Source organism: Erwinia sp. 198 (assembly GCF_003937915.1).
Lineage (GTDB): Bacteria > Pseudomonadota > Gammaproteobacteria > Enterobacterales > Enterobacteriaceae > Erwinia > Erwinia aeris.
Genome location: NZ_RHUM01000001.1, coordinates 289208 through 308694, shown reverse-complemented (window position 1 = coordinate 308694; position 19487 = coordinate 289208). Strand labels below are relative to the sequence as shown.

Sequence of the window (19487 nt, the reverse complement as noted above, 5' to 3'; positions counted from 1 at the left end):
CCAGAGAGATCCAGACGGATATCGTTTCGGTGAATGTTTGCGGCGCGACCCGCGCCCGTTGCCGCTCTGTATGGCGTCAAAAGGCGCGGGAATGCGCCGTCGTGGTTCACAGGCCCGCGCTGCAGCGGCCGTCAGGCATCAGAAGGTGGTAGGCGTATGGGCGCTGATAATGCGGCAAACTTTTGCCGATGTATTGCTGAAGCTGTGCGGAATGCCGGTGTTGATGGCGTAGCTTTGCTGCGCCACCAGATGATAGCTCTGACCGTTGAATTTCAGCACGACTTCCCCTTCCAGCAAGGTGCCTATCTCTTCCCCCTGATGCTTGATGCGCTCTCCTGTGGTGGTGCCTGGCTGATAAGTTTCAATCATCATCGCCAGCGTGCGGTTCGGCGCGCCGTTATGGATAAGCTTCATGGAGACGCCCTGACTGCCGATCTCAATCAGCTCGTCAGGATTAATCACCACCTGAGGCTCGTCCGGGATCTCCGGCTCCGCAAAAAATTCGGACAGCGACAGCCCGTAGACTTTTAGCAGCTTTTGCAGCGTACTGATGGCCGGGCTAACCTTGTCCTGTTCAATGGTGCTGATGGCGCTGTGTGTTAATCCAGACAGTTCGGCAACCCGGCGCTGTGACAGACCCAGTTGCTGGCGGATCCCGGACAAACGCTTGCCTGGTGCCAGGCCGTCATTGTTCATAAACGCATTTCCTTCAATGTAAGTCAGAGCTGCTGCTTTTCAGCGTGGTGCTGCTGACATGCCGTGATAAAGCCTTCAAGCAACAGGCGCGACAGCGCATATTCGCTGCTTTTCCATTCCGGGTGCCACTGTACGCCCAGCGCGTAGGGATGATCGAGCACGCTGACCGCCTCCGGCAGCCCGTCCTGGGAGTACGCCTCCACGCGAAGCCGCGGGCCAAGGGTTTTTGCGCCCTGCCCGTGCAACGAGTTTACCCAGAATGTTTTGCTTCCGGGTATCAATTGCGAAATTAATCCGTCCGGCTGGATTTTGATCTCGTGCGAGGGCGCATACTGCTGATCTATTGGCAGATCCGGGTCCTCACGATGCTCAAGAAACTGCGGATGGTCGCAGAGGCGACGGTAGAGGGTACCGCCCGTCGCTACCACCAGCTCCTGTAAACCGCGACAGATGGCAAAAATGGGGATGCGCCTTTCGAGCGCCTGCGCAATCAGCGCGATGCTCAGAAGATCTCGCCCGGGATCGGCGGCAGGCTCATCGCCGTTTTCACCATAATGGTGCGGCTGCATATTACTGGGGCTGCCCGGCAACAACACGCCGTCCAGCAGCGGCATCACGCCCGCCAGCAATTCCGGCTCCGCCAGCGCATGCGGCAAGGCGATGGGTAAACCGCCCGCGTCCAGAACCGCATTCAGGTACTTATCTTGCAAGGTATGACTTTGTTGGCCTTTGACGGGGTTGCTGCACATCACTACCCCAACAGTTGGCCTGTAAAATATATCGACCATGCTTCACCTCTTGTTTCGGACTGAATTTTTACAAAAGCGTCTGAAATTACCCGAAATGCGCAATATTTCCGCTGACTGGTATTTTGATAACCCTTTTTTAAATCAAATGCAACATTTGACAAACAATTTGTTTCCGTCCAGATTGTTTTTGTGTGCATTATATTTAACAACATGAATCCGATCCTGCCATCCCCTACCAAGCAAACAGCGGTGAATCATGGAAACTAATCTTGTAGCAGTGGAAAACTTTAAGCAGCCGGAAGAGAGACGGAGCAGCGCCTTCGCCAGAGAAGTTGAAGCCTATCTGAGCCGCTATCCGGATACCCATTACGTCGACGTGATGCTGACCGATCTAAACGGCTGTTTCCGGGGCAAGCGTATCCCGGTGGCGGCGCTGCGTAAGCTGGAGAAAGGCTGCTATTTCCCCGCCTCCGTTTTCGCGATGGATATTTTGGGCAACGTGGTGGAAGCGGCGGGCCTGGGTCAGGCATCCGGCGAGCCCGACCGCATCTGTGTGCCCATCGTCGGGACGCTGACGCCTTCCGCCGCCGATCCACAGACCATCGGCCAGCTGCTGTTGACTATGCTGGACGAAGATGGCGCTCCCTTTGACGTTGAGCCGCGAAATGTCCTTAACCGCCTGTGGCAGCAGCTACAGCAGCGTGGACTGCATCCCGTAGTAGCGGTAGAGCTGGAGTTCTATTTACTGGATCGGCAGCGCGACGCCGAAGGCTATCTCCAGCCGCCCTGCGCGCCCGGCACCCAGGATCGCAACAGGCAAAGCCAGGTCTACTCCGTGGATAATCTCAATCACTTTGCCGACGTGTTAAACGATATCGACGAGCTGGCGCAGCTGCAAAAGATCCCGGCGGATGGCGCGCTGGCGGAGGCGTCGCCGGGCCAGTTTGAGGTGAACCTGCACCATACCCGCAACGCGCTGGAGGCGTGCGACCATGCGCTGGCGCTGAAGCGCCTGATCCGGCTGGTAGCGGAAAAACACCACATGCACGCCACGTTTATGGCCAAGCCCTACGAGGAATACGCCGGTAGCGGTATGCATATTCATATCAGTATGCTGAATGACCAGGGCGAGAACGTGCTGGCCGACCGGCACGGCAACGATTCCCCGCTTCTGCAACGCTCGCTGGCCGGGATGATAGAAATGATGCCCGCCTCCATGGCGCTGCTGGCGCCTAATATCAACTCCTATCGCCGCTTTCAGGCCGGGATGTATGTGCCGACGCAGGCTTCGTGGGGCCACAATAACCGCACCGTCGCCCTGCGCATTCCTTGCGGCGATCGCGATAATCATCGCGTGGAATATCGGGTCGCGGGCGCGGATGCCAACCCTTATCTGGTTATGGCAGCCATTTTTGCCGGGATCCTGCACGGTCTGGATAAAGATTTGCCGCTGCCGCCGAAGGTCGAGGGCAACGGGCTGGAGCAGGAAGGCCTGCCTTTTCCTATTCGTCAGAGCGACGCGCTATGGGAATTCGCCCAGCACGAGGCGCTCTGTGCTCAGCTCGGCGAGCGCTTCAGCCACGTCTGGCACGCCTGCAAAAGCAACGAGCTGACGCAGTTTGAGCGGTTGATCACAGATACGGAAATTGACTGGATGCTGAAAAACGCCTGATGGCATTCGGCCTCAGGAAGAGCCTCGCCCATGCGCCCCGTCTGGAAACGAGCGCGCTCTCTGCCGGTTTTCCGGCCCGTACCGCCTGTCGACGAAGGAAAAAGCGACGGCGGAACGCCCTACATCATGAGGTTCGGAAATGGTGCACCTGCCCGTCCCGTATACCCTTAAGCCGCCCGCGGCAGCCCTCTCAGCGTCGCCGCAGGGGGGCTGTTAATGGCTGCCGTCACTGAAGAAAGCCCGGCAAAACCAGGGCTGAGAAAATCCCTTAAGCTCTGGCAGATTGTGATGATGGGGCTGGCCTACCTGACGCCGATGACGGTGTTTGATACCTTCGGTATCGTTTCCGGTATCAGCAACGGCCACGTTCCCGCTTCCTATCTGCTGGCGCTCGCCGGCGTATTATTTACCGCCGTCAGCTACGGCAAGCTGGTGCGCCAGTTTCCCGAAGCCGGTTCCGCCTATACCTATACACAGAAGGCGATCAATCCTCATGTCGGCTTTCTGGTCGGCTGGTCGTCGCTGCTGGACTATCTGTTTCTGCCGATGATTAACGTGCTGCTGGCGAAGATTTATCTTTCCGTCCTGTTTCCGGAAGTGCCGCCCTGGATATGGGTAGTGGGTTTTGTGGCGATTATGACCGCCGCCAACCTGAAAAGCGTCAGCCTGGTGGCGAACTTCAATACGCTGTTTGTGCTGGTTCAGGTCGCGATTATCAGCGTCTTTATATTTCTGGTGATCCACGGTCTGTATCGCGGCGAAGGCGTCGGCACGGTCTGGTCGCTACAGCCTTTTATCAGCCAGAACGCGCACCTGCTGCCGATTATGACCGGCGCGACCATCGTCTGTTTTTCGTTTCTCGGTTTTGACGCCGTTACCACGCTCTCCGAAGAAACGCACAACGCCGGGAAGACCATTCCGCGCGCCATCTTTCTGACTGCGCTCTACGGCGGGCTGATTTTTATTGCCGCCTCATTCTTTATGCAGCTCTTTTTCCCCGATATCAGCCGCTTTAAAAATCCCGATGCGGCGCTGCCGGAAATCGCGCTCTACGTAGGCGGCAAGCTGTTTCAGTCGATTTTCCTCTGCACCACTTTTATCAACACGCTGGCTTCCGGCCTGGCGTCTCATGCCAGCGTTTCCCGTCTGCTGTACGTAATGGGCCGGGATAATGTCTTTCCGACCAGGGTGTTCGGCTACGTGCATCCTGAATGGCGCACGCCCGCGCTTAACGTGATTATGGTTGGCATCGTGGCGCTTTCCGCCCAGTATTTCGACCTGGTAACGGCAACGGCGCTGATTAATTTCGGTGCGCTGGTGGCCTTTACCTTTGTGAATCTTGCCGTGTTTAATCACTTTTACCGCCGCGAAGGCCGCAATCGCACCTGGAAGGAGAAGCTGCATTATCTGGTGCTGCCGATGGTGGGCGCCGCCACGGTGGCGGTACTGTGGTTCAACCTGGAGGCGACATCGCTGACGATGGGGCTGATTTGGGCAGTGCTCGGCGTGCTTTATCTGGCCTGGCTGACCCGCCGTTTTCGCCAGCCGCCGCCGCAGTTTAACAAGCTGCGTGCGGAAACGGGCGGGAAATAAATGGCAGAACGTTTATGGCCGCGTGATGCAGGCGGCTTTGTGCGTCAGGAGATGAAAGGTCTGTCGAAATATGCCCGGCCGCGTGGCGCAGCCGGGAACGCCTTAAGCTTTCAGGATCGAGGTCAGAATGTTTAGCGAGCGGCTAAACTGCTCGTCCGGAATGGTCAGGGGATAAAGGAAACGGATCACGTTACCGTGCACGCCGCAGGTCAGCAGGATCAGGTTCTGCGCCAGCGCCCGTTGCTGAATATCGCGGGCGAAAGCGCTGTCCGGTGCACCGGTTGCAGGATGATTAAACTCCACTGCAATCATCGAGCCGCGTCCGCGTACCTGAGCGATGGCGGGATGACGAGTGCCGATAAGGGCTTCGCTGAGGGCCGCGCCGAGCCTGTCGGCACGCTGGCACAGCTGCTCCTCCTCAATGATATCCAGCACCGCATGGGCCGCCGCTACCGCGATCGGGTTACCGGCATAGGTGCCGCCCAGCCCGCCAGGATCCGGCGCGTCCATCACTTCGGCGCGGCCAATCACGCCGGAAATCGGGAAACCGCCGCCCAGGCTTTTCGCCATTGTCAGCAGATCCGGTTTCGCATCCGGGTAGTATTCGCTGGCGAATACCTTACCGGTACGCGCAAAGCCCGTCTGGATCTCATCCGCCACCAGCAGAATGCCGTGCTCGTCGCACAGGCGGCGCAGCGCGCTGACAAACTCCGGCGGCGCGACGTTGAAACCGCCCTCGCCCTGAATCGGTTCAAAAAGAATGGCGGCGACTTCCTGCGGCGCGATATCGCAATGGAAGATATCGTCCAGGCTTTTCAGCGCATCCTCCACGCTGACGCCGTGCAGCTCGTTGGGATAGCGGGCGTGGTACACCGAGCCGGGGAAAGGGCCAAAGCCGGTTTTATAAGGCGCGACCTTGCCGGTCAGCGCCATCGTCATCATGGTGCGGCCGTGAAACGCGCCGGTAAAGGTAATGACGCCGGGACGCCCGGTCGCGGCACGAGCGATTTTCACCGCGTTTTCCACCGCTTCCGCACCCGTGGTGAAAAAAGTGGTTTTCGCTTTGCCCGCTATCGGCGCCAGCTCGTTCAGGCGCTCCGCCAGCGAGATATAATTTTCATAAGGAATAACCTGGAAAGCCGTATGGGTAAAACGGGTCAGCTGCTGCTGCACGGCAGCGATCACTTTCGGATGACGGTGGCCGGTATTCAGCACGGCGATCCCCGCCGCGAAGTCGATGTACTCGCGCCCCTGCGTATCGATAAGCGTGGCGTTTTCGGCCTGCTCGACCAGAAAATCGCACATCACGCCCACACCGCGCGGTGTGGCGTCCAGACGGCGCTGACGGATGGAATCGTTCATGTTTTACTCCTCGTTACGGGAAGCCGGGTTGTACCTGAATTACCTTGATTTTTAGCGCTGATGGGGTGCTATTATCCAGAGCCAGTTTTGACTATTTTAGGGAGCCACTTTGCGCACACTCGTCGGTGATCTGGTCGCCTGCCGGCTCGGACAGACGGCCGCAGGCACGCTGGGCAAGCGTCTTTACGACGCCTTACAGCAATCCATTCAGAAAGGGATGCTTGCGCCCGGCACTCGTCTGCCCGCCTCGCGCGATCTGGCCGCTGAACTAGGCGTATCGCGCAATACGGTGATGGCCGCTTATGAGCAGCTGCAGTCGGAAGGCTATCTCATCACCCGCGCGGGCAGCGGCACCTTTGTCAGCGCCAGGCTGCCGGAAAGCGATCTTTCAGCGGTGGAACGGATCGTTTCCACCGACGTACCCTCAGGGCAGATCGCACTTTCCCGCCGGGGCGAGCAGCTGCTGAACCGCGCCGGGGCCAGCCAGCGTCAGTGGGGAGCCTTTATGCCCGGCGTGCCGGACGTAAGGCATTTTCCGCATAAAACCTGGCGTAAAATCACGCGCCGTCTGAACCTGCGCCTGCCGGTAGAAACGTTGAGTTACTCGCAGCACGGCGGCTACGCGCCGCTGCAACACGCGCTGGCGGATTACCTGCGCGTGGCGCGTTCGGTTAAATGCACGCCGGAGCAGATCCTGATTGCTTCGGGTACGCACCAGTCACTGGATCTGCTGGCGAAAATGCTCTGCAATCCCGGCGATCGGGTCTGGGTAGAAGAGCCGGGCTACTGGGGCCATCGCAGCGTGCTGGAAATCAACGGCCTGGAGACGGTGCCGATTGCGGTAGACGACGAAGGCATAACGCTGCCCGCAGACGTCGCGCCGCCACGGTTGATTTGCGTGACGCCCTCCCACCAATATCCGACCGGAGCCGTGATGGGCCTGGCGCGTCGCCAGGCGCTGCTCCGCCAGGCGCAGGCCTGGGGCAGCATTATCATCGAGGACGATTACGACAGCGAGTTTCGCTTTGGCGAAAGCCCGGTACCGGCGCTACAGGGACTGGCGCAGGATGAAAACGTCATCTATCTGGGCACCTTTAGCAAAACGCTCTATCCGGGGCTGCGCACCAGCTATATGGTGGTGCCCGACTCGCTGACGGCCCACCTGAAAGTGGCCCATTCCGAACTTTATCGGGGCGGCTACGGCCTGACCCAGCTGGCGCTGGCGGAATTTATTCGCGAAGGCCACTATGCGGCGCACGTTCGCCGTATGCGGCAGCTTTACGGCCAGCGACGCGAGGCGCTGGTCGAGACGATCCGCCGCGAGCTGGGCGCGGAATTTATTGGCCAGGACAGCCATGCCGGCCTGCATCTGATCCTTGCGCTGCCGCCGGAAATTGACGACGTAGCCCTTGCTTACGGACTGGAGCAACAGGGGATCTGGACTCGCCCGCTTTCGGTTTATTACAGGGGCGAGGCGAACAGGCGCGGCCTGATCCTCGGCTACGCCTGTGTAGAGGCGGAAGCGATGACGGAAACCTTTCTACCTGTTGTCCACGCCCTGCTGCCGCTTCTGGCAAAATAAGCGGTGTCGGTAAGCTTTCCACCTGAAAACATACCCGCGCGGTGCAGGCTAAACCAGAGGGAAAAGCAGCGCATGGTCAACGACTTCCGGCCGCTCCTCGGTTATTTATTTAAAATATATGGATAGTAAATAATTCAAATTACGAATAAATAAGGCTCAATATTCAACCCCACCCCATTATTAACTATTCCAATATTTACCACCTGTAGTAAGCAATAAATTCCTGTTAACCTCATTAATAATAAAGCACTGGCAGGGATGCGCTTTTTATATCCAGGCTATTCGTGCGGGAAAATTATATCCAGGAACTTTCGCCCTTTACGCAAGCGGCAGCGATAAATATATTAACTCCGCTGTATTAACCTTATATACAAGGAGAAAGTAATGAGAGAAATCAGCCATAATGAAGTACAAATGGTGAGCGGCGCCGGTCTGACTGACGTTATCACCGGCCTGAATTCGGCTATGGAAAGTGTCTCAACCAGGCTGCAAACCACCGTTGATGCTATTTCTACCACGACGGATAGCTGGAGCATCAAAAAACTAACGTATCAGGCTATAGGACTGTCCTGCACCTATGCGAAACTTTCCTTTCTGACGAATATCCTGACCAAATTAACTACTTCAGCCGACAGCTCGTCTGCCGCGTAGTTTTGCGCCAAGGATCTGAATAAGGCAGGCCACCGGTCTGCCTTCATGCCCTCAGCCGATTTTATCGTAAATTGCCCGTATCTCCGTATCGCTCAACACGCTTTCCGCCGTGAAAAAGGAGAGGATTAACGCGCGAAAGGCGCTAAAGGATGCGGCCTCCTGCTGCCTTTTCTCCTCTCCGTAGACGGTAAGATGCCGGTTGAACAGATTGGTCTGCTGCCCGTTTATTATTTTCGCCATCATCAGATTATGGCGAAACAGCGACTCTTCATATGTGGCAACAAAGTGGCTGGCGACAAGAATATCTGACTGTTCGCAGGCACCATCGGCAAACCGATACATCAGCCGCCAGCTGTCGCCGCTTTTCATCGACAGCAGCCACTCTTCCTGGCTGAACCGCTCAAGGCGGTGACCCTGCTGCTCGCCCGCCTCCAGCCGTAAAGGCGCGGTCAGGCTGACGCCGCCAAAACCGACATCCGTCAGATACCGCACGCCGTCGAGCGCCACGGTTAACAGCATATGCGTTTGCGGCGTCGCGTCCGGCTTATCCTGTCCCCACAGCACGCGTGCAAGGTGCGGCGTAACCCTGAAGCCAATTTCTTCAAGGATCTGTCGCAACAGCAGATTATGCTCAAAGCAGTAGCCTCCCCGCTGTTTGTTCAGCAGCTTGTCGGCAATTTTCTCTACGTCGATGCTGACCGGCCTGCCCAGCAAAACCTCTATATTTTCAAAGGGAATAAGAGAAGGCCAGCGCTGATGTACTTCACTAAGCGTGGCGAAATCAGCAGACGGCGACGCGGAAAAACCAGCCAGCGCCGCAAAGCGGGAAAAGTAGTAGTTGCTGTTCATAGCGACTCGTTCATGTTGTTAAAACATCATGTTAGCAGCTTTGCCACTGCCGGTTATTTTCGCAGGCCGCCGGATTAATGGAAAACTTCCAGTCCTCTTTTTTCTCTCACTCTGTAACAGCAAAAGCGTTAACCTGGCGAAAAAGCGCCGGAAAGGTTAAGCTCGCCGCCACCGCTTCAGTAAAATACCTGTATGAAACGCAAAACTATCGCCATTGTGGCTTTGCTGGCTATCGCCGGCGGGCTTTATCTGACCCTTTTCTCTCCGGAGCAGGATCCGCACTATTACGCCGCCGCCTGCGTGGCGATCAAAGATATGCATGAGACGCCAGACTCGGCAGATTTCCCTGATAAATTGCGCGAAGTGATTGCTAACGAAAACGCGTCCTACGCGGTGGACAAAGTAGCTTTCGACAAGCATTCGGCACAGGGTGCCGTTCAGCGTTACCAGCAGCTAAGCGAGCAGGATAAAAGCCGGACTCGCCAAAGCATCGACGACTGTTTAAGCGTCATGTTGCCAAAAAAAACCGGCTAAAAGGCCGACGGCCTGCCGCTGACGGGTCGTTAGTCACTCAGGTTATGGATTAACTTCGTCACAGCATCTTTCACTACGTTCAGGCAGTAAGGGTAAAGGGGCCGCAGAGCGCTGTTACATATTCAGCCAGTCGACTCAGCCTGCTACGGATCTGAAGGCGCTGCAATGTATCTCCTTCTTTGTCTCTTTGTTGCAGCGGAGCGGCTACCCACAGTTTCGGCAAGCGCGCCTGTTTTACTACCGCTATAAATCGTATTTATTAAGATTTTTTGTGAGCGTGGACATCCTGTTTAACTTCCTGTCGATAAAAAATAAGCGCCCCTCGCATCCATTAATTAACGCCGTTTAACTTGCCTTATGCGCATTTATCTGTAAATCAACAGGACGGCGCCTTTCCCGCTGGTTCCGCGTTAAAATTATCATAAAGCCACCTGCTATCGCCTGCCAGGAGTGAAAGGGAAATTCAAGCTGAATACTATTATGTGACCCAACGACCAGAACAAATGAATTTTCATCTGTTACACCGCCGCGGCTGCCGGAAAATGCCCGGGCCAAATAAGCTGGCGTTTATCGGCAGCTGCTATGCCCCTCTCCAGGCATTAACCGTGGCTAAAGCCCGGTTTGGCAACCGCGTAAAAGCCTGCGGCTTCTGCTGCCAGGAACGTCATGAGCGCGCAAACCTTGTTATTTCTTCTCATCTGTAAATAGCGCTTTGAAGCGCCGGTGCAGATAGTCGGTAAAACAACGGATCCTTTTTGGCGTCATGAGCATAAACCGCATAAATATCCGCTCAAGGCAGCTGATATGAAGTGAGAACCTTTTCCAGCTTATTTGAACCCGTACATGGCTCTGCGCCGACATCGCTGGTGAAGTCATCGCCAGTCCGACAGGTCAAACCTGGTGCGGCGCGACGATGCTCGCTCATCCGGACCATAGCGAGGCGGCGGAAGCAGTGGTAGCAGCCATTGAACGCGTGCTGAGTAGTGAAGATAAAATACGGTCAATCCCGGACATTGGCGGTACGGGAAGAACGACCGCTCTGAGCACCGCTATCGCCGCCGCGCTGTGAATAATGAAGGAGAAAGGTGGCTTTCTCCTTTTTGCTATTTTGCTGAAGAGAGAAATTTATTGTGTTTGCCTATTGTAAAAACAGAAAAATATGAGACTATTCCCATTAAAAACACCGGCGAACTATGAACCAGGGAATAATCCACGCTAATTCATGCCTGAGAATAATCCTGGCTAACGGGTCTGATTATTTCACTAACCTGAACCATAAATAAATTTAGCAGTTTTTTATTATCATCGACAACCTACCGTTAAAACATGACAATAACTAATGAAAAATTTGATTTTATCTGTTAGCTGGTTTGATAGTTGTTAAAAATAAACATCATCATTGTGAATAATGCGCAACACTGATATAAAACATCTACTATTTAACACTAAAATAAGAGGCTAAAATAGATTTTTCGTTTGATGATTACCCAACCCCCTCAGGCAAAACAAAAAGCCATAACACCCGCAGATATCAGCACAAAAAAACCATAAAAAACGCCTTAAGTAGTTTTTAATACCTTTAATTAATGACAGGACACCTGTTTATAAAAGAATAGATTAGCTATTGAGATAGATTTATCTCAACAGTTACTATAGCTGCACTCAGGAAAGAGTTCCCGTTTGACACGCTTTGAAAAAGTCGGTCTGGTTTTCATGGAGGAAAAGTAATGGATTGGAAAAGCGCAAAAGTCTACGGTTATATGATTGAACCCGACATTCAGGTTAATATTAACCAGAGCAGGATAATCAATATAAAGCTGTTGACAAATGAAAAAAGCACGAGCGCAATTAAATTAAGAAAAACCATGATGCGCCTTTTTATTTACCTGCTGGAAAACGCCGACAATAAAGTTATTGGCAATGAAGAAATATTAACCAATGTCTGGGACAAGTATGGACTGAGCTCGTCATCACAACGGCTCTGGCAGGTAATGCACTGTCTGAGACGCAAGCTTTCAATGCTCGGCATTGCGGAAGACTTTATCACCCGGACAGAAGAGGATCACGTCAGAGGATTCTGTATTAATAAAGATCGCGTCACGCCTATTTATTATTTCGATGCAAAGAATTTGTAGATAAGCCTACTGCAAATAGTTTCCCTCAGGGAAAAGCTAACAATCCCGACGCAAGAAGGGATTTATTTTAAATTTATAAAATAAGGATATTTGATGAAAAAGTTGCTGATCGCTGCTGCTATAGTGACCGCTTTTACCGGCGCGACTGCTCAGGCAGCTTCTACAGACTCTTCGGGCACCATTACCTTTAATGGTGAACTCACTGCCACCACCTGCAAGGTAAATGTAAACGGTTCAGGTAATTCAGACGGTAATGTTACGCTGCCGACGCTTGAAACCTCTACTATGCCTGCGCAGGCGACTACCGCAGGTGCTACTCATTTCCTTATGGAACTGACAGAGTGTAAGCTGGCAAACGATATGAAAGAAGTGTCGGCTTTCTTCGAGTACGGCTCTACCGTTAATTCTAACGGACGTCTGACAAACCAGAGTACGGACACGACAAAGTCAAACGTCACGCTGGAGCTATTAGATGCTAACAGCACTACCCTTAATGCTATTACCGTCGGTGATGATAATCAAAAAGCCAATGCGACTTATAAAGAAGTGGTTTTAGATACTGACGGAGTTGGCAAGGCAACGTTAGATTACGTCGTTCGCTACTATGCAGAAACTGCAGCCGCTACCGCAGGTAAAGTTAGCAGCAGCGTGGTTTACGCGCTTCAATATAAATAAAACCTCCCGCAGAGAGACGCAGTCTCTCTGCTTTTTACAGAAGATGAGTATGAATAAATTTTCTCGCTTATTTTTGTCCGGTTTAAGTACTTCTTTATTGCTGGCGCTTAGCTACGTGGCTTCTGCGAGCGTAGTGATTACCGGCACCCGAGTTATTTACCCTTCAGATGCCAGAGAAGTCAGCGTAAAATTATCGAACAAAGGGAAAAAGCCGGTGCTGATCCAGAGCTGGCTCGATGACGGCGATGTAAAAGCCAAACCGGAAACTATTCACGTACCTTTTATCCTGACGCCGCCCATCAACCGCGTGGAGCCGGATAAAAGCCAGACGCTGCGCATCAGCTACACGGGAAAACCGCTGTCGGCCGATCGGGAAAGCATCTACTGGCTGAACGTGCTGGAGATCCCGGCTAAAAACCCCTTACTTAAAGACAGCAACCTGCTGCAAATGGCCTTCCGCTCGCGCATTAAATTCTTTTTCCGTCCCGTTGGTTTGAAGGGAAACGCTAACGATGCCGCACAAGAGATCGTCTGGAAAAGAAAAGGGCAACAGCTGATAGCCAATAATCCTACGCCTTATTATATCTCTCTGACCAGCATAGTTATCAACGATAAAAATACCGAAGCAGATACGATCGCGCCTTTTTCTGAAGCCAGCTTTACTGCCGCCGCAAATCCAGGGGATAAAATAAAGGTAAATTATATCAATGATTATGGCGCCTCTATCAGCGTAGATGCACAAGTCAATTAATGCATATTTCACTCTACGTCATCGGGACAGATTAATGACGCTTAATCAGGTTTTTTATAAAAAGGACTTTTATGGAAAACGCCTCGCCACAAGGGAAAAGATGGAAGCAAGCGCAGCTGATGCTGCTCCTTCCTTTTATTTCTTCAGCCTATGCGATTGAACCTTCTCTTTCTGCACCGCAGGAAGTTGCCAAAAATGTTGAGTTCGATCCTACATTTCTTAACGTCAGCGACGGCAGCGCTATCGATCTCGGCCGCTTCGCTAACGGTGCGACGGCGTTGCCCGGCATCTATCGAACGGCGGTTTACGTTAATAATGACCTGCTGGGAAATTACGATATTGAATTCAGCGCCGATAAGAACAAAAACGTTCTGCCCTGCTTAAAAGAAGAGCTGATAAAAAAGATCGCTTTCGATGCAGGCCGGATACCCGCAAACTTTTTTGAGCAGGATGAGCGCGGCCAGGGCTGTTACGATCTGAAGAAAAAAATTCCCGAGATCGCCGTCAATCACGACAGTAATGAACAGCGGCTTGATATTATCGTTCCGCAAATTTATATGGCGCGAAACGCGCGAGGATCGATAAGCAAGGATCGCTGGGACAGCGGTATCCCGGCAGCGCTGCTGGCTTATAATGCCAGCGCCTACAACAGCGAAAGCGGGGGAACCCGCTATCAATCCGTCTATGCCAGCATCCGGGCGGGATTAAATATCGCCAGCTGGTATCTGCGCCATAACGGCAGCTGGAACTGGGTTGAGCACGGGCAGAAAAAATATAGTGCCCTTAACACCTACGTGCAGCGCGATGTTCCCGTTCTGGAAGGCCGCCTGCTGGCTGGCCAGGCAAATACGTCAGGATTGCTGTTTGAAACGCTGCCCTTTTCCGGCGTCCAGTTTGCCAGCGATGAAAGAATGCTGCCAGGTTCGCTTCGCGGCTATGCGCCCGAAATCCGTGGCGTGGCCCGTACCAACGCCAGGGTCACCATACGCCAGGGCGATCAGGTTATTTATGAAACCACCGTGCCGCCAGGCGAGTTTTTAATTAACGATCTCTATCCCACCGGCTACGGCGGCAATCTGGCGGTCACCGTGCGCGAGTCTGACGGCAGCGAACGATATTTTGAAGTACCCTATTCGTCGGTCGCTCAGTTGCTCAGGCCGGGCAACAGCCGCTACTCCGTTACCGCTGGCAGGCTGCGCAGCAGCTCGCTGTCAGAGAAGCCCGCGCTTTATCAGGCTACGTTGCAATATGGCCTGACCAACATGCTTACCGCCTATGGCGGTTTTCAGGCGAGTCAGAACTACTATGCGCTGCAATCGGGCCTGGCACTCGGCACCGAAATCGGTGCTTTTGCGCTGGATGCCAGTCAGGCCCGCACCCATTTAGGCGGAACTGCCGAAGAGGCGCCAACATCAATGAGCGGGCAGAGCTTTCAGCTTAGCTACAGCAAAACCGTCAGCGCCACCAGCAGCAAGGTGTCGCTGGCAGCCTACCGTTTTTCAACCAGCGGCTATATGGGTTTTATGACGGCAATGCAAACGCGGGAAGCGGTTGCCGACGGGCTGTCGACCCGTTCCATCTGGCGCGCCAAAAACCGTTTTATCGCCACGGTCAGCCAGGGGCTGCCGGAACGCTGGGGAACCGTTTACGCCAGCAGCTCGCTGCAGGATTACTGGAACCGCGACGGCAACAGCAAGCAGTATCAGCTGGGCTACAACAACCACTATAAAAATCTCTCCTGGGGTCTTAGCGTTAACCGAACCCGGACGCTGTACGGCGAAGCTGAGAACAACTATCTGCTGAACTTCAGCCTGCCGCTGGGAAACAACAGCGGCTATACGCCCCAGCTGCGTGTCGATCTGGCGCATAACAGCAACGGGCGAACCTCAGAACAGGCGAGCTTATCCGGCACGGCGGGCAAGGCTGGTCAGTTTTCTTATGGCGTCAGCGCCGCCAATGCCAATCAGGGCACGGGTAGCAGCGGCACGATTAACGGCACATGGCGCAGCGCCGTTTCTTCTTTGAGCGCTTCGTACGGCAAAGGCAGCAACTATTACAGCGCATCTGCCGGGATGAGCGGTACCGTTATTGGCCATTCCGGTGGCGTGACCCTAACGCCTTACACCTCCGATACCTTCGCACTGGTGGAAGCTAAAGGCGCTCAGGGCGCCAGCGTTTCATCCTACCCGGGCGTCCACGTTGACTGGAACGGCTACGCTGCCGTGCCTTACCTGGATCCCTATCAGCTGAACGAAGTCACGCTGGATCCTAACGGGGCCGCCAGCGATGTGGAACTGGATACCACCTCGCTGAAAGTGGCGCCGCTATCAGGCGCCGTAGTGAAGCTGAAATATGGCACGCGCAGCGGAACAGCGGTGCTGATTGCGGCCACCTTCAAGGGCGAACCTGTGGCCTTCGGTGCCGACGTGCTGGACAGCGAAGGCAACCATGTCGGGACCGTCGGTCAGGGCGGCGAAGTCTATGCGCGCGTTCAGGCGCAGCGGGACAAGCTACGTGTTAAATGGGGAGACGCGCCGGATATGCAATGCAGCCTGGGCTATATCCTGATGCCGCAGACAGAAACCGACCGCCAGCGTGAGATACAGCGTTTTGAAAGCGTTTGCGAGCCCGTCGAAAAAACCGCACGGCCAGAGGGAACTATTGCCGAGGCGCCGTCGACATCCCGTCAAAGTCACAGTTAATACGGATTGAAGAAATGAAGAGTCGTTTAATACAAAAATATTGCCGGTTCCCTGCTTTACTTGTTTTGCTGGCTGTCTTTACGGCCTGGAGCCAGCAGGCTTTTGCCTTCAGCTGTAGTCTGCAACAAAACGCTGGCGTTATGAATTTTACGCTGCCCTTACAAAGTAGTAATTTGACCATCGGGCCGGGCGTCAGTAACGGCACCGTTATCTATCGCCAGTATTTTAAGCCCTCCCGCTCTACAAACATAGCCTGCGTTGGTAATACGACGACCTATCAACCCACTATTAGTTGGTATTACAGCAATACGTCTAACGTGGTGTCTGACTGGACAGACAGCTCTTTTCGCGCCGGGAAAGTATATGAAACCGGCGTAGCGGGTATAGGCATAGCTATTTACACCTATAACCTGACGTATTATTCCGTTCCTTTCAACTATCAGCCATGGCAGGAAGAACGAAGTGAAACCAGTACGGTCTGGAAAGCACAGGACGGCTTTGAATTTGACGTGGTGCTGATTAAAACCGGCACGATCACGCCAGGTACGATTAACGGGTCGCAGCTGCCTACGGTGAAATATGATTTTCAGGCACAGGGCATTTCGCCAATTAACTTAGGCAGCCTGAGATTTTCTGGTGATATAAATATCATTTCACAAACGTGCGAAACGCCGGACGTCACCGTGCAGATGGGGCAATACGATATCGCTAAATATTTTACGGGCCCAGGAAAAACAACCGAATGGAAAGATGCCACTATCAAACTAATTAACTGCCCTCGATTTTACGGGACGCTGAACGACGGCAGAAATACCTGGACTTCCGACAATGGTGCCAAAGGCATGGGTGCTATCACCAGCAACATTTTAAACCTGACGCTATCGCCTAATACCGCTACTATCGACAGCGCCAACGGCATTCTTGGTATAAAAACGGACAGCAGCAGCGCAACGGGCGTCGGTATTCAGATGGCCTATGGCAGCACGTCCGATGCTTCTCCCGTGCTGGTGGATTTCGCCAGCAGCAAGGATTACACCATGCAAAACGATTCGGCAACCACGCAGTCTATGCCGCTTATCGCGCGTTATATTCAGACCGACTCGACTGTAAGTGCAGGAAGAGCAGATGCGACCGTTACATTTACCATTAACTACTACTGAAAAAAGCGAGGTTTTTTTTCAGACATAACAGGGACAGGATAAAGAGGGAATTATGTGCATATATGTTATTTCCGACGATATGTACTTTGTGGCCGGGTTAAAATATTTCCTGGCGGCAAATGGCATAGCGATGCAAGGATTTAGCTATGAAGGCTGGCTAACTCAATTCCGCCCCGGTAAGTTAACTAAAGAAGATGCCGTTATCATTGATATCAATTTCACTAATTGCCACACTAAACCCGGCATGGCAAAAAACATTGGATACTTTGGCATCAATATTGTTTTTATTGTCGACCTCCCTTTACAGGATGAGTATAAAGGCTTTCATCCTTACTGGATTATTTCCAAAAAAAGCGCATTTAAAAAATACCTCCCTTTATTAAAAGCGATCCCGGATTATGGAACGTCACACGACAACCAACTCTCCCGTAAGGAAACGCTGATCCTGAAAGAGCTGGCTTCCGGCCACTCGGCTATTTTTATTTCACGGAAACTCAACATTTCGGTCAAAACGATTAGCTCGCATAAGCAGAATGCGGTTCGCAAATTGGGCATGATCAAAATGAATGATATGGCGCTGGTCTGCTATAAAGAAATTATTAATCTTTATTCCGGCTTTAACAGCAGTTATATGGGATTGCGGGATCCGTCATCGTGGCGCACAGCATCGTCGCTTTCTCGCCTACAGTAAAAAGCGGCAGGAGGCCACAAGACCTCCTGCCGATGTTTTACTCGCTAACGCGATAGCGTTCCAGCCAGTGAGCATAAGGCGCTGGCAGCACCCACGAAGGCTGCTCTTTTTTTAACGCCCGCGCGGCCTGATAGGGCCAGTTGGGGTTAGCCAGGTGTGCCTTACCGACCATTACCAGATCCAGCTGACCTTTTTCAACGGCTTCGTTGGCAATTAACGGCGCATCAATACCCCACGCGGAAGCCACCGGAATATCCGCTTCGCGGCGTACGCGCTCGGCAACTGGCGCCAGGAAAGCAGGACCCCACGGAATATTAGCGTCCGGCGTGGAGAAGCCGATGCTGACGCTAAGCAGATCCAGGCCGCCCTCGCGGAATTTTTTCGTCAGCGTAATCGCCTCTGTCAGCGTCTCCTCGTCACGACCATCGTATTCGATCACGCCAAAACGCGCCGTCAGCGGCAGGTTATCCGGCCACCGTGTGCGTACGGCAGCCAGCGTTTCCAGCAGGAAGCGGCTACGCCCTTCGAAATCGCCGCCATATTGATCCTGACGCTGGTTAGCGTGCACGGAGAAGAAGCTCTGTGCCAGATAGCCATGAGCGAAATGCAGCTCCAGCCACTCGAAACCGGCATCACGCGCGCGCTGTGCCGCCACGGCAAAATCATCGCGAACGCGGGCAATATCTTCCAGCGTCATTTCGTGCGGCACCTGCGGCAGGTTAGCACCGAAAGCGGTAGCGGACGGCGACAGCGTTTCCCAGCCGCGCGGATCGGTTTTCGTAATATGATCGTCACCTTCCCACGGACGGTTGGCGCTGGCTTTGCGGCCCGCATGGGCAATCTGAATACCCGGCACCGCGCCTGCCGCCTTGATATCACGGGCGACGATCGCCAGTTTTTCAGCCTGCTCGTCGTTCCAGATGCCGAGGCAGCCAGGCGTGATGCGTCCTTCAGGCGCAACCGCCGTCGCCTCGACGATCACCAGACCTGCGCCGCCACGGGCCAGGCTGGCATAATGAACGCGGTGCCACTCGTTGCTCAGCCCATCTTCAGCGCTGTACTGACACATTGGTGGCACGGCGATACGGTTGCGTAACGTCACGTCTTTTAGGGCAAAAGGGGAAAATAACCCTGACATAAAAACCTCTTAATGAATGGCGGTAAAACAGGTTGCCTGATGACAACGTCATGTCGGTCGATTATTACGCCAGTAGTGGAGACTTCACTAAGCGGTTAATGCTGGGGTACGCGTTTCGCTCGATCGGCATAGCCGTAAACAGGATCCATGGCCCAATTCGTGATGAGTTCTGACGATATAAGATTTATCGTTCAGAACAGACGTGCCGTTCAAAACTAATCCTCTGCGTATCGTCCCGGGCTGATTGCTCCCATTAAAAATGTGCGTCATACAGGTCCAGCGGCCGCTGGCAGCGTTACGGTTTGTCCGCACAATGCCCAATCCAAAGCCCGAAAGGGAAGTTCCCAGACCCATACCCGGACAGACCAGACCATCAACATTTACGGTCAAACCAGGGCTAATTCAGGCCGCATTGCCAATACCGGCAACCGGTTGAAAATTGCCGCTCCCTCTACAGGTAACATTAAGGGAGTGCGTTTCTGTAGCGATAAAGTTCAAATAAAAATAATTCATTTTTCGAAACCAGGATCCCGAAAGGCATTCATCT

The 19487-nt window shown here is 53.6% G+C and carries 17 protein-coding genes; 12 read left to right on the top strand and 5 right to left on the bottom strand.

The window, feature by feature from the left end; translation table 11 throughout:
- Positions 1-138: 138 nt before the first annotated feature.
- The gene (gene puuR / locus EGK14_RS01450; RefSeq protein ID WP_125287295.1) at positions 139-696 is read right to left on the bottom strand and encodes an HTH-type transcriptional regulator PuuR; all 558 of its coding nucleotides are present in this window, start codon (positions 694-696) and stop codon (positions 139-141) included.
- A gap of 23 nt (positions 697-719) precedes the next feature.
- Complete coding sequence (puuD, locus tag EGK14_RS01445) at positions 720-1484, bottom strand: gamma-glutamyl-gamma-aminobutyrate hydrolase (protein WP_125287294.1); 765 nt, start codon at positions 1482-1484, stop codon at positions 720-722.
- A gap of 217 nt (positions 1485-1701) precedes the next feature.
- On the opposite strand from puuD, the gene EGK14_RS01440 reads away from it, so the two are divergent.
- Complete coding sequence (locus EGK14_RS01440) at positions 1702-3117, top strand: glutamine synthetase family protein (RefSeq protein ID WP_125287293.1); 1416 nt, start codon at positions 1702-1704, stop codon at positions 3115-3117.
- A 216-nt stretch (positions 3118-3333) separates the two neighbouring features.
- Positions 3334-4710 carry an APC family permease gene (locus EGK14_RS01435; RefSeq protein ID WP_125287292.1) on the top strand — a complete coding sequence of 459 codons (1377 nt, stop codon included), beginning with the start codon at positions 3334-3336 and terminating at the stop codon, positions 4708-4710.
- A gap of 102 nt (positions 4711-4812) precedes the next feature.
- On the opposite strand, the gene EGK14_RS01430 is transcribed toward EGK14_RS01435, so the two are convergent.
- Positions 4813-6072 carry a 4-aminobutyrate--2-oxoglutarate transaminase gene (locus EGK14_RS01430; protein ID WP_125287291.1) on the bottom strand — a complete coding sequence of 420 codons (1260 nt, stop codon included), beginning with the start codon at positions 6070-6072 and terminating at the stop codon, positions 4813-4815.
- A 109-nt stretch (positions 6073-6181) separates the two neighbouring features.
- Between EGK14_RS01430 and EGK14_RS01425 the strand changes: the two genes are divergently transcribed.
- Positions 6182-7654: a PLP-dependent aminotransferase family protein gene (locus EGK14_RS01425; protein WP_125287290.1), complete on the top strand. Its 1473-nt coding sequence runs from the start codon at positions 6182-6184 to the stop codon at positions 7652-7654.
- Between the two features lie 384 nt (positions 7655-8038).
- Positions 8039-8305, top strand: a complete 267-nt coding sequence (locus EGK14_RS01420) for a hypothetical protein (RefSeq protein WP_125287289.1) — start codon at positions 8039-8041, stop codon at positions 8303-8305.
- 51 nt (positions 8306-8356) lie between these two features.
- On the opposite strand, the gene EGK14_RS01415 is transcribed toward EGK14_RS01420, so the two are convergent.
- The gene (locus tag EGK14_RS01415) at positions 8357-9154 is read right to left on the bottom strand and encodes an arylamine N-acetyltransferase (RefSeq protein ID WP_125287288.1); all 798 of its coding nucleotides are present in this window, start codon (positions 9152-9154) and stop codon (positions 8357-8359) included.
- A 192-nt stretch (positions 9155-9346) separates the two neighbouring features.
- On the opposite strand from EGK14_RS01415, the gene EGK14_RS01410 reads away from it, so the two are divergent.
- From EGK14_RS01410 to EGK14_RS01375, 8 genes are all read left to right on the top strand, one after another.
- Positions 9347-9688: a hypothetical protein gene (locus EGK14_RS01410; RefSeq protein WP_125287287.1), complete on the top strand. Its 342-nt coding sequence runs from the start codon at positions 9347-9349 to the stop codon at positions 9686-9688.
- 913 nt (positions 9689-10601) lie between these two features.
- The gene (locus tag EGK14_RS01405) at positions 10602-10757 is read left to right on the top strand and encodes a hypothetical protein (protein WP_233598416.1); all 156 of its coding nucleotides are present in this window, start codon (positions 10602-10604) and stop codon (positions 10755-10757) included.
- 658 nt (positions 10758-11415) lie between these two features.
- Positions 11416-11823 carry a helix-turn-helix domain-containing protein gene (locus EGK14_RS01400; RefSeq protein ID WP_125287286.1) on the top strand — a complete coding sequence of 136 codons (408 nt, stop codon included), beginning with the start codon at positions 11416-11418 and terminating at the stop codon, positions 11821-11823.
- A 93-nt stretch (positions 11824-11916) separates the two neighbouring features.
- Entirely contained in the window at positions 11917-12498 is a 582-nt protein-coding gene (locus EGK14_RS01395; RefSeq protein ID WP_125287285.1) for a fimbrial protein, read from the top strand.
- Between the two features lie 49 nt (positions 12499-12547).
- Entirely contained in the window at positions 12548-13249 is a 702-nt protein-coding gene (locus EGK14_RS01390) for a molecular chaperone (protein WP_125287284.1), read from the top strand.
- 71 nt (positions 13250-13320) lie between these two features.
- Entirely contained in the window at positions 13321-15951 is a 2631-nt protein-coding gene (locus EGK14_RS01385; protein WP_233598414.1) for a fimbria/pilus outer membrane usher protein, read from the top strand.
- Positions 15952-15965: 14 nt separating this feature from the next.
- Positions 15966-17111, top strand: a complete 1146-nt coding sequence (locus tag EGK14_RS01380) for a fimbrial protein (RefSeq protein WP_125287283.1) — start codon at positions 15966-15968, stop codon at positions 17109-17111.
- A 52-nt stretch (positions 17112-17163) separates the two neighbouring features.
- A complete protein-coding gene (locus EGK14_RS01375) occupies positions 17164-17802 on the top strand; it encodes a helix-turn-helix transcriptional regulator (RefSeq protein WP_125287282.1) in 639 nt (212 codons plus the stop codon).
- 37 nt (positions 17803-17839) lie between these two features.
- Here the strand turns inward: EGK14_RS01375 and EGK14_RS01370 are convergent, their stop codons facing one another.
- Positions 17840-18940, bottom strand: coding sequence for an NADH:flavin oxidoreductase/NADH oxidase (locus EGK14_RS01370; protein ID WP_125287281.1), 1101 nt, complete (start codon positions 18938-18940; stop codon positions 17840-17842).
- Between the last annotated feature and the right edge of the window lie 547 nt (positions 18941-19487).

What these genes read in the sequence shown, in the direction of transcription:
- EGK14_RS01420 (WP_125287289.1), top strand. Translation starts at nt 8,039, where the DNA reads ATGAGAGAAATCAGCCATAATGAAGTACAAATGGTGAGCGGCGCCGGT.
- EGK14_RS01400 (WP_125287286.1), top strand. Translation starts at nt 11,416, where the DNA reads ATGGATTGGAAAAGCGCAAAAGTCTACGGTTATATGATTGAACCCGAC.
- EGK14_RS01390 (WP_125287284.1), top strand. Translation starts at nt 12,548, where the DNA reads ATGAATAAATTTTCTCGCTTATTTTTGTCCGGTTTAAGTACTTCTTTA.
- EGK14_RS01415 (WP_125287288.1), bottom strand. Translation starts at nt 9,154, where the DNA reads ATGAACAGCAACTACTACTTTTCCCGCTTTGCGGCGCTGGCTGGTTTT.
- EGK14_RS01370 (WP_125287281.1), bottom strand. Translation starts at nt 18,940, where the DNA reads ATGTCAGGGTTATTTTCCCCTTTTGCCCTAAAAGACGTGACGTTACGC.
- EGK14_RS01430 (WP_125287291.1), bottom strand. Translation starts at nt 6,072, where the DNA reads ATGAACGATTCCATCCGTCAGCGCCGTCTGGACGCCACACCGCGCGGT.
- EGK14_RS01440 (WP_125287293.1), top strand. Translation starts at nt 1,702, where the DNA reads ATGGAAACTAATCTTGTAGCAGTGGAAAACTTTAAGCAGCCGGAAGAG.
- EGK14_RS01435 (WP_125287292.1), top strand. Translation starts at nt 3,334, where the DNA reads ATGGCTGCCGTCACTGAAGAAAGCCCGGCAAAACCAGGGCTGAGAAAA.
- puuD (WP_125287294.1), bottom strand. Translation starts at nt 1,484, where the DNA reads ATGGTCGATATATTTTACAGGCCAACTGTTGGGGTAGTGATGTGCAGC.
- EGK14_RS01405 (WP_233598416.1), top strand. Translation starts at nt 10,602, where the DNA reads ATGCTCGCTCATCCGGACCATAGCGAGGCGGCGGAAGCAGTGGTAGCA.
- EGK14_RS01410 (WP_125287287.1), top strand. Translation starts at nt 9,347, where the DNA reads ATGAAACGCAAAACTATCGCCATTGTGGCTTTGCTGGCTATCGCCGGC.
- EGK14_RS01395 (WP_125287285.1), top strand. Translation starts at nt 11,917, where the DNA reads ATGAAAAAGTTGCTGATCGCTGCTGCTATAGTGACCGCTTTTACCGGC.
- EGK14_RS01380 (WP_125287283.1), top strand. Translation starts at nt 15,966, where the DNA reads ATGAAGAGTCGTTTAATACAAAAATATTGCCGGTTCCCTGCTTTACTT.
- EGK14_RS01375 (WP_125287282.1), top strand. Translation starts at nt 17,164, where the DNA reads ATGTGCATATATGTTATTTCCGACGATATGTACTTTGTGGCCGGGTTA.
- puuR (WP_125287295.1), bottom strand. Translation starts at nt 696, where the DNA reads ATGAACAATGACGGCCTGGCACCAGGCAAGCGTTTGTCCGGGATCCGC.
- EGK14_RS01385 (WP_233598414.1), top strand. Translation starts at nt 13,321, where the DNA reads ATGGAAAACGCCTCGCCACAAGGGAAAAGATGGAAGCAAGCGCAGCTG.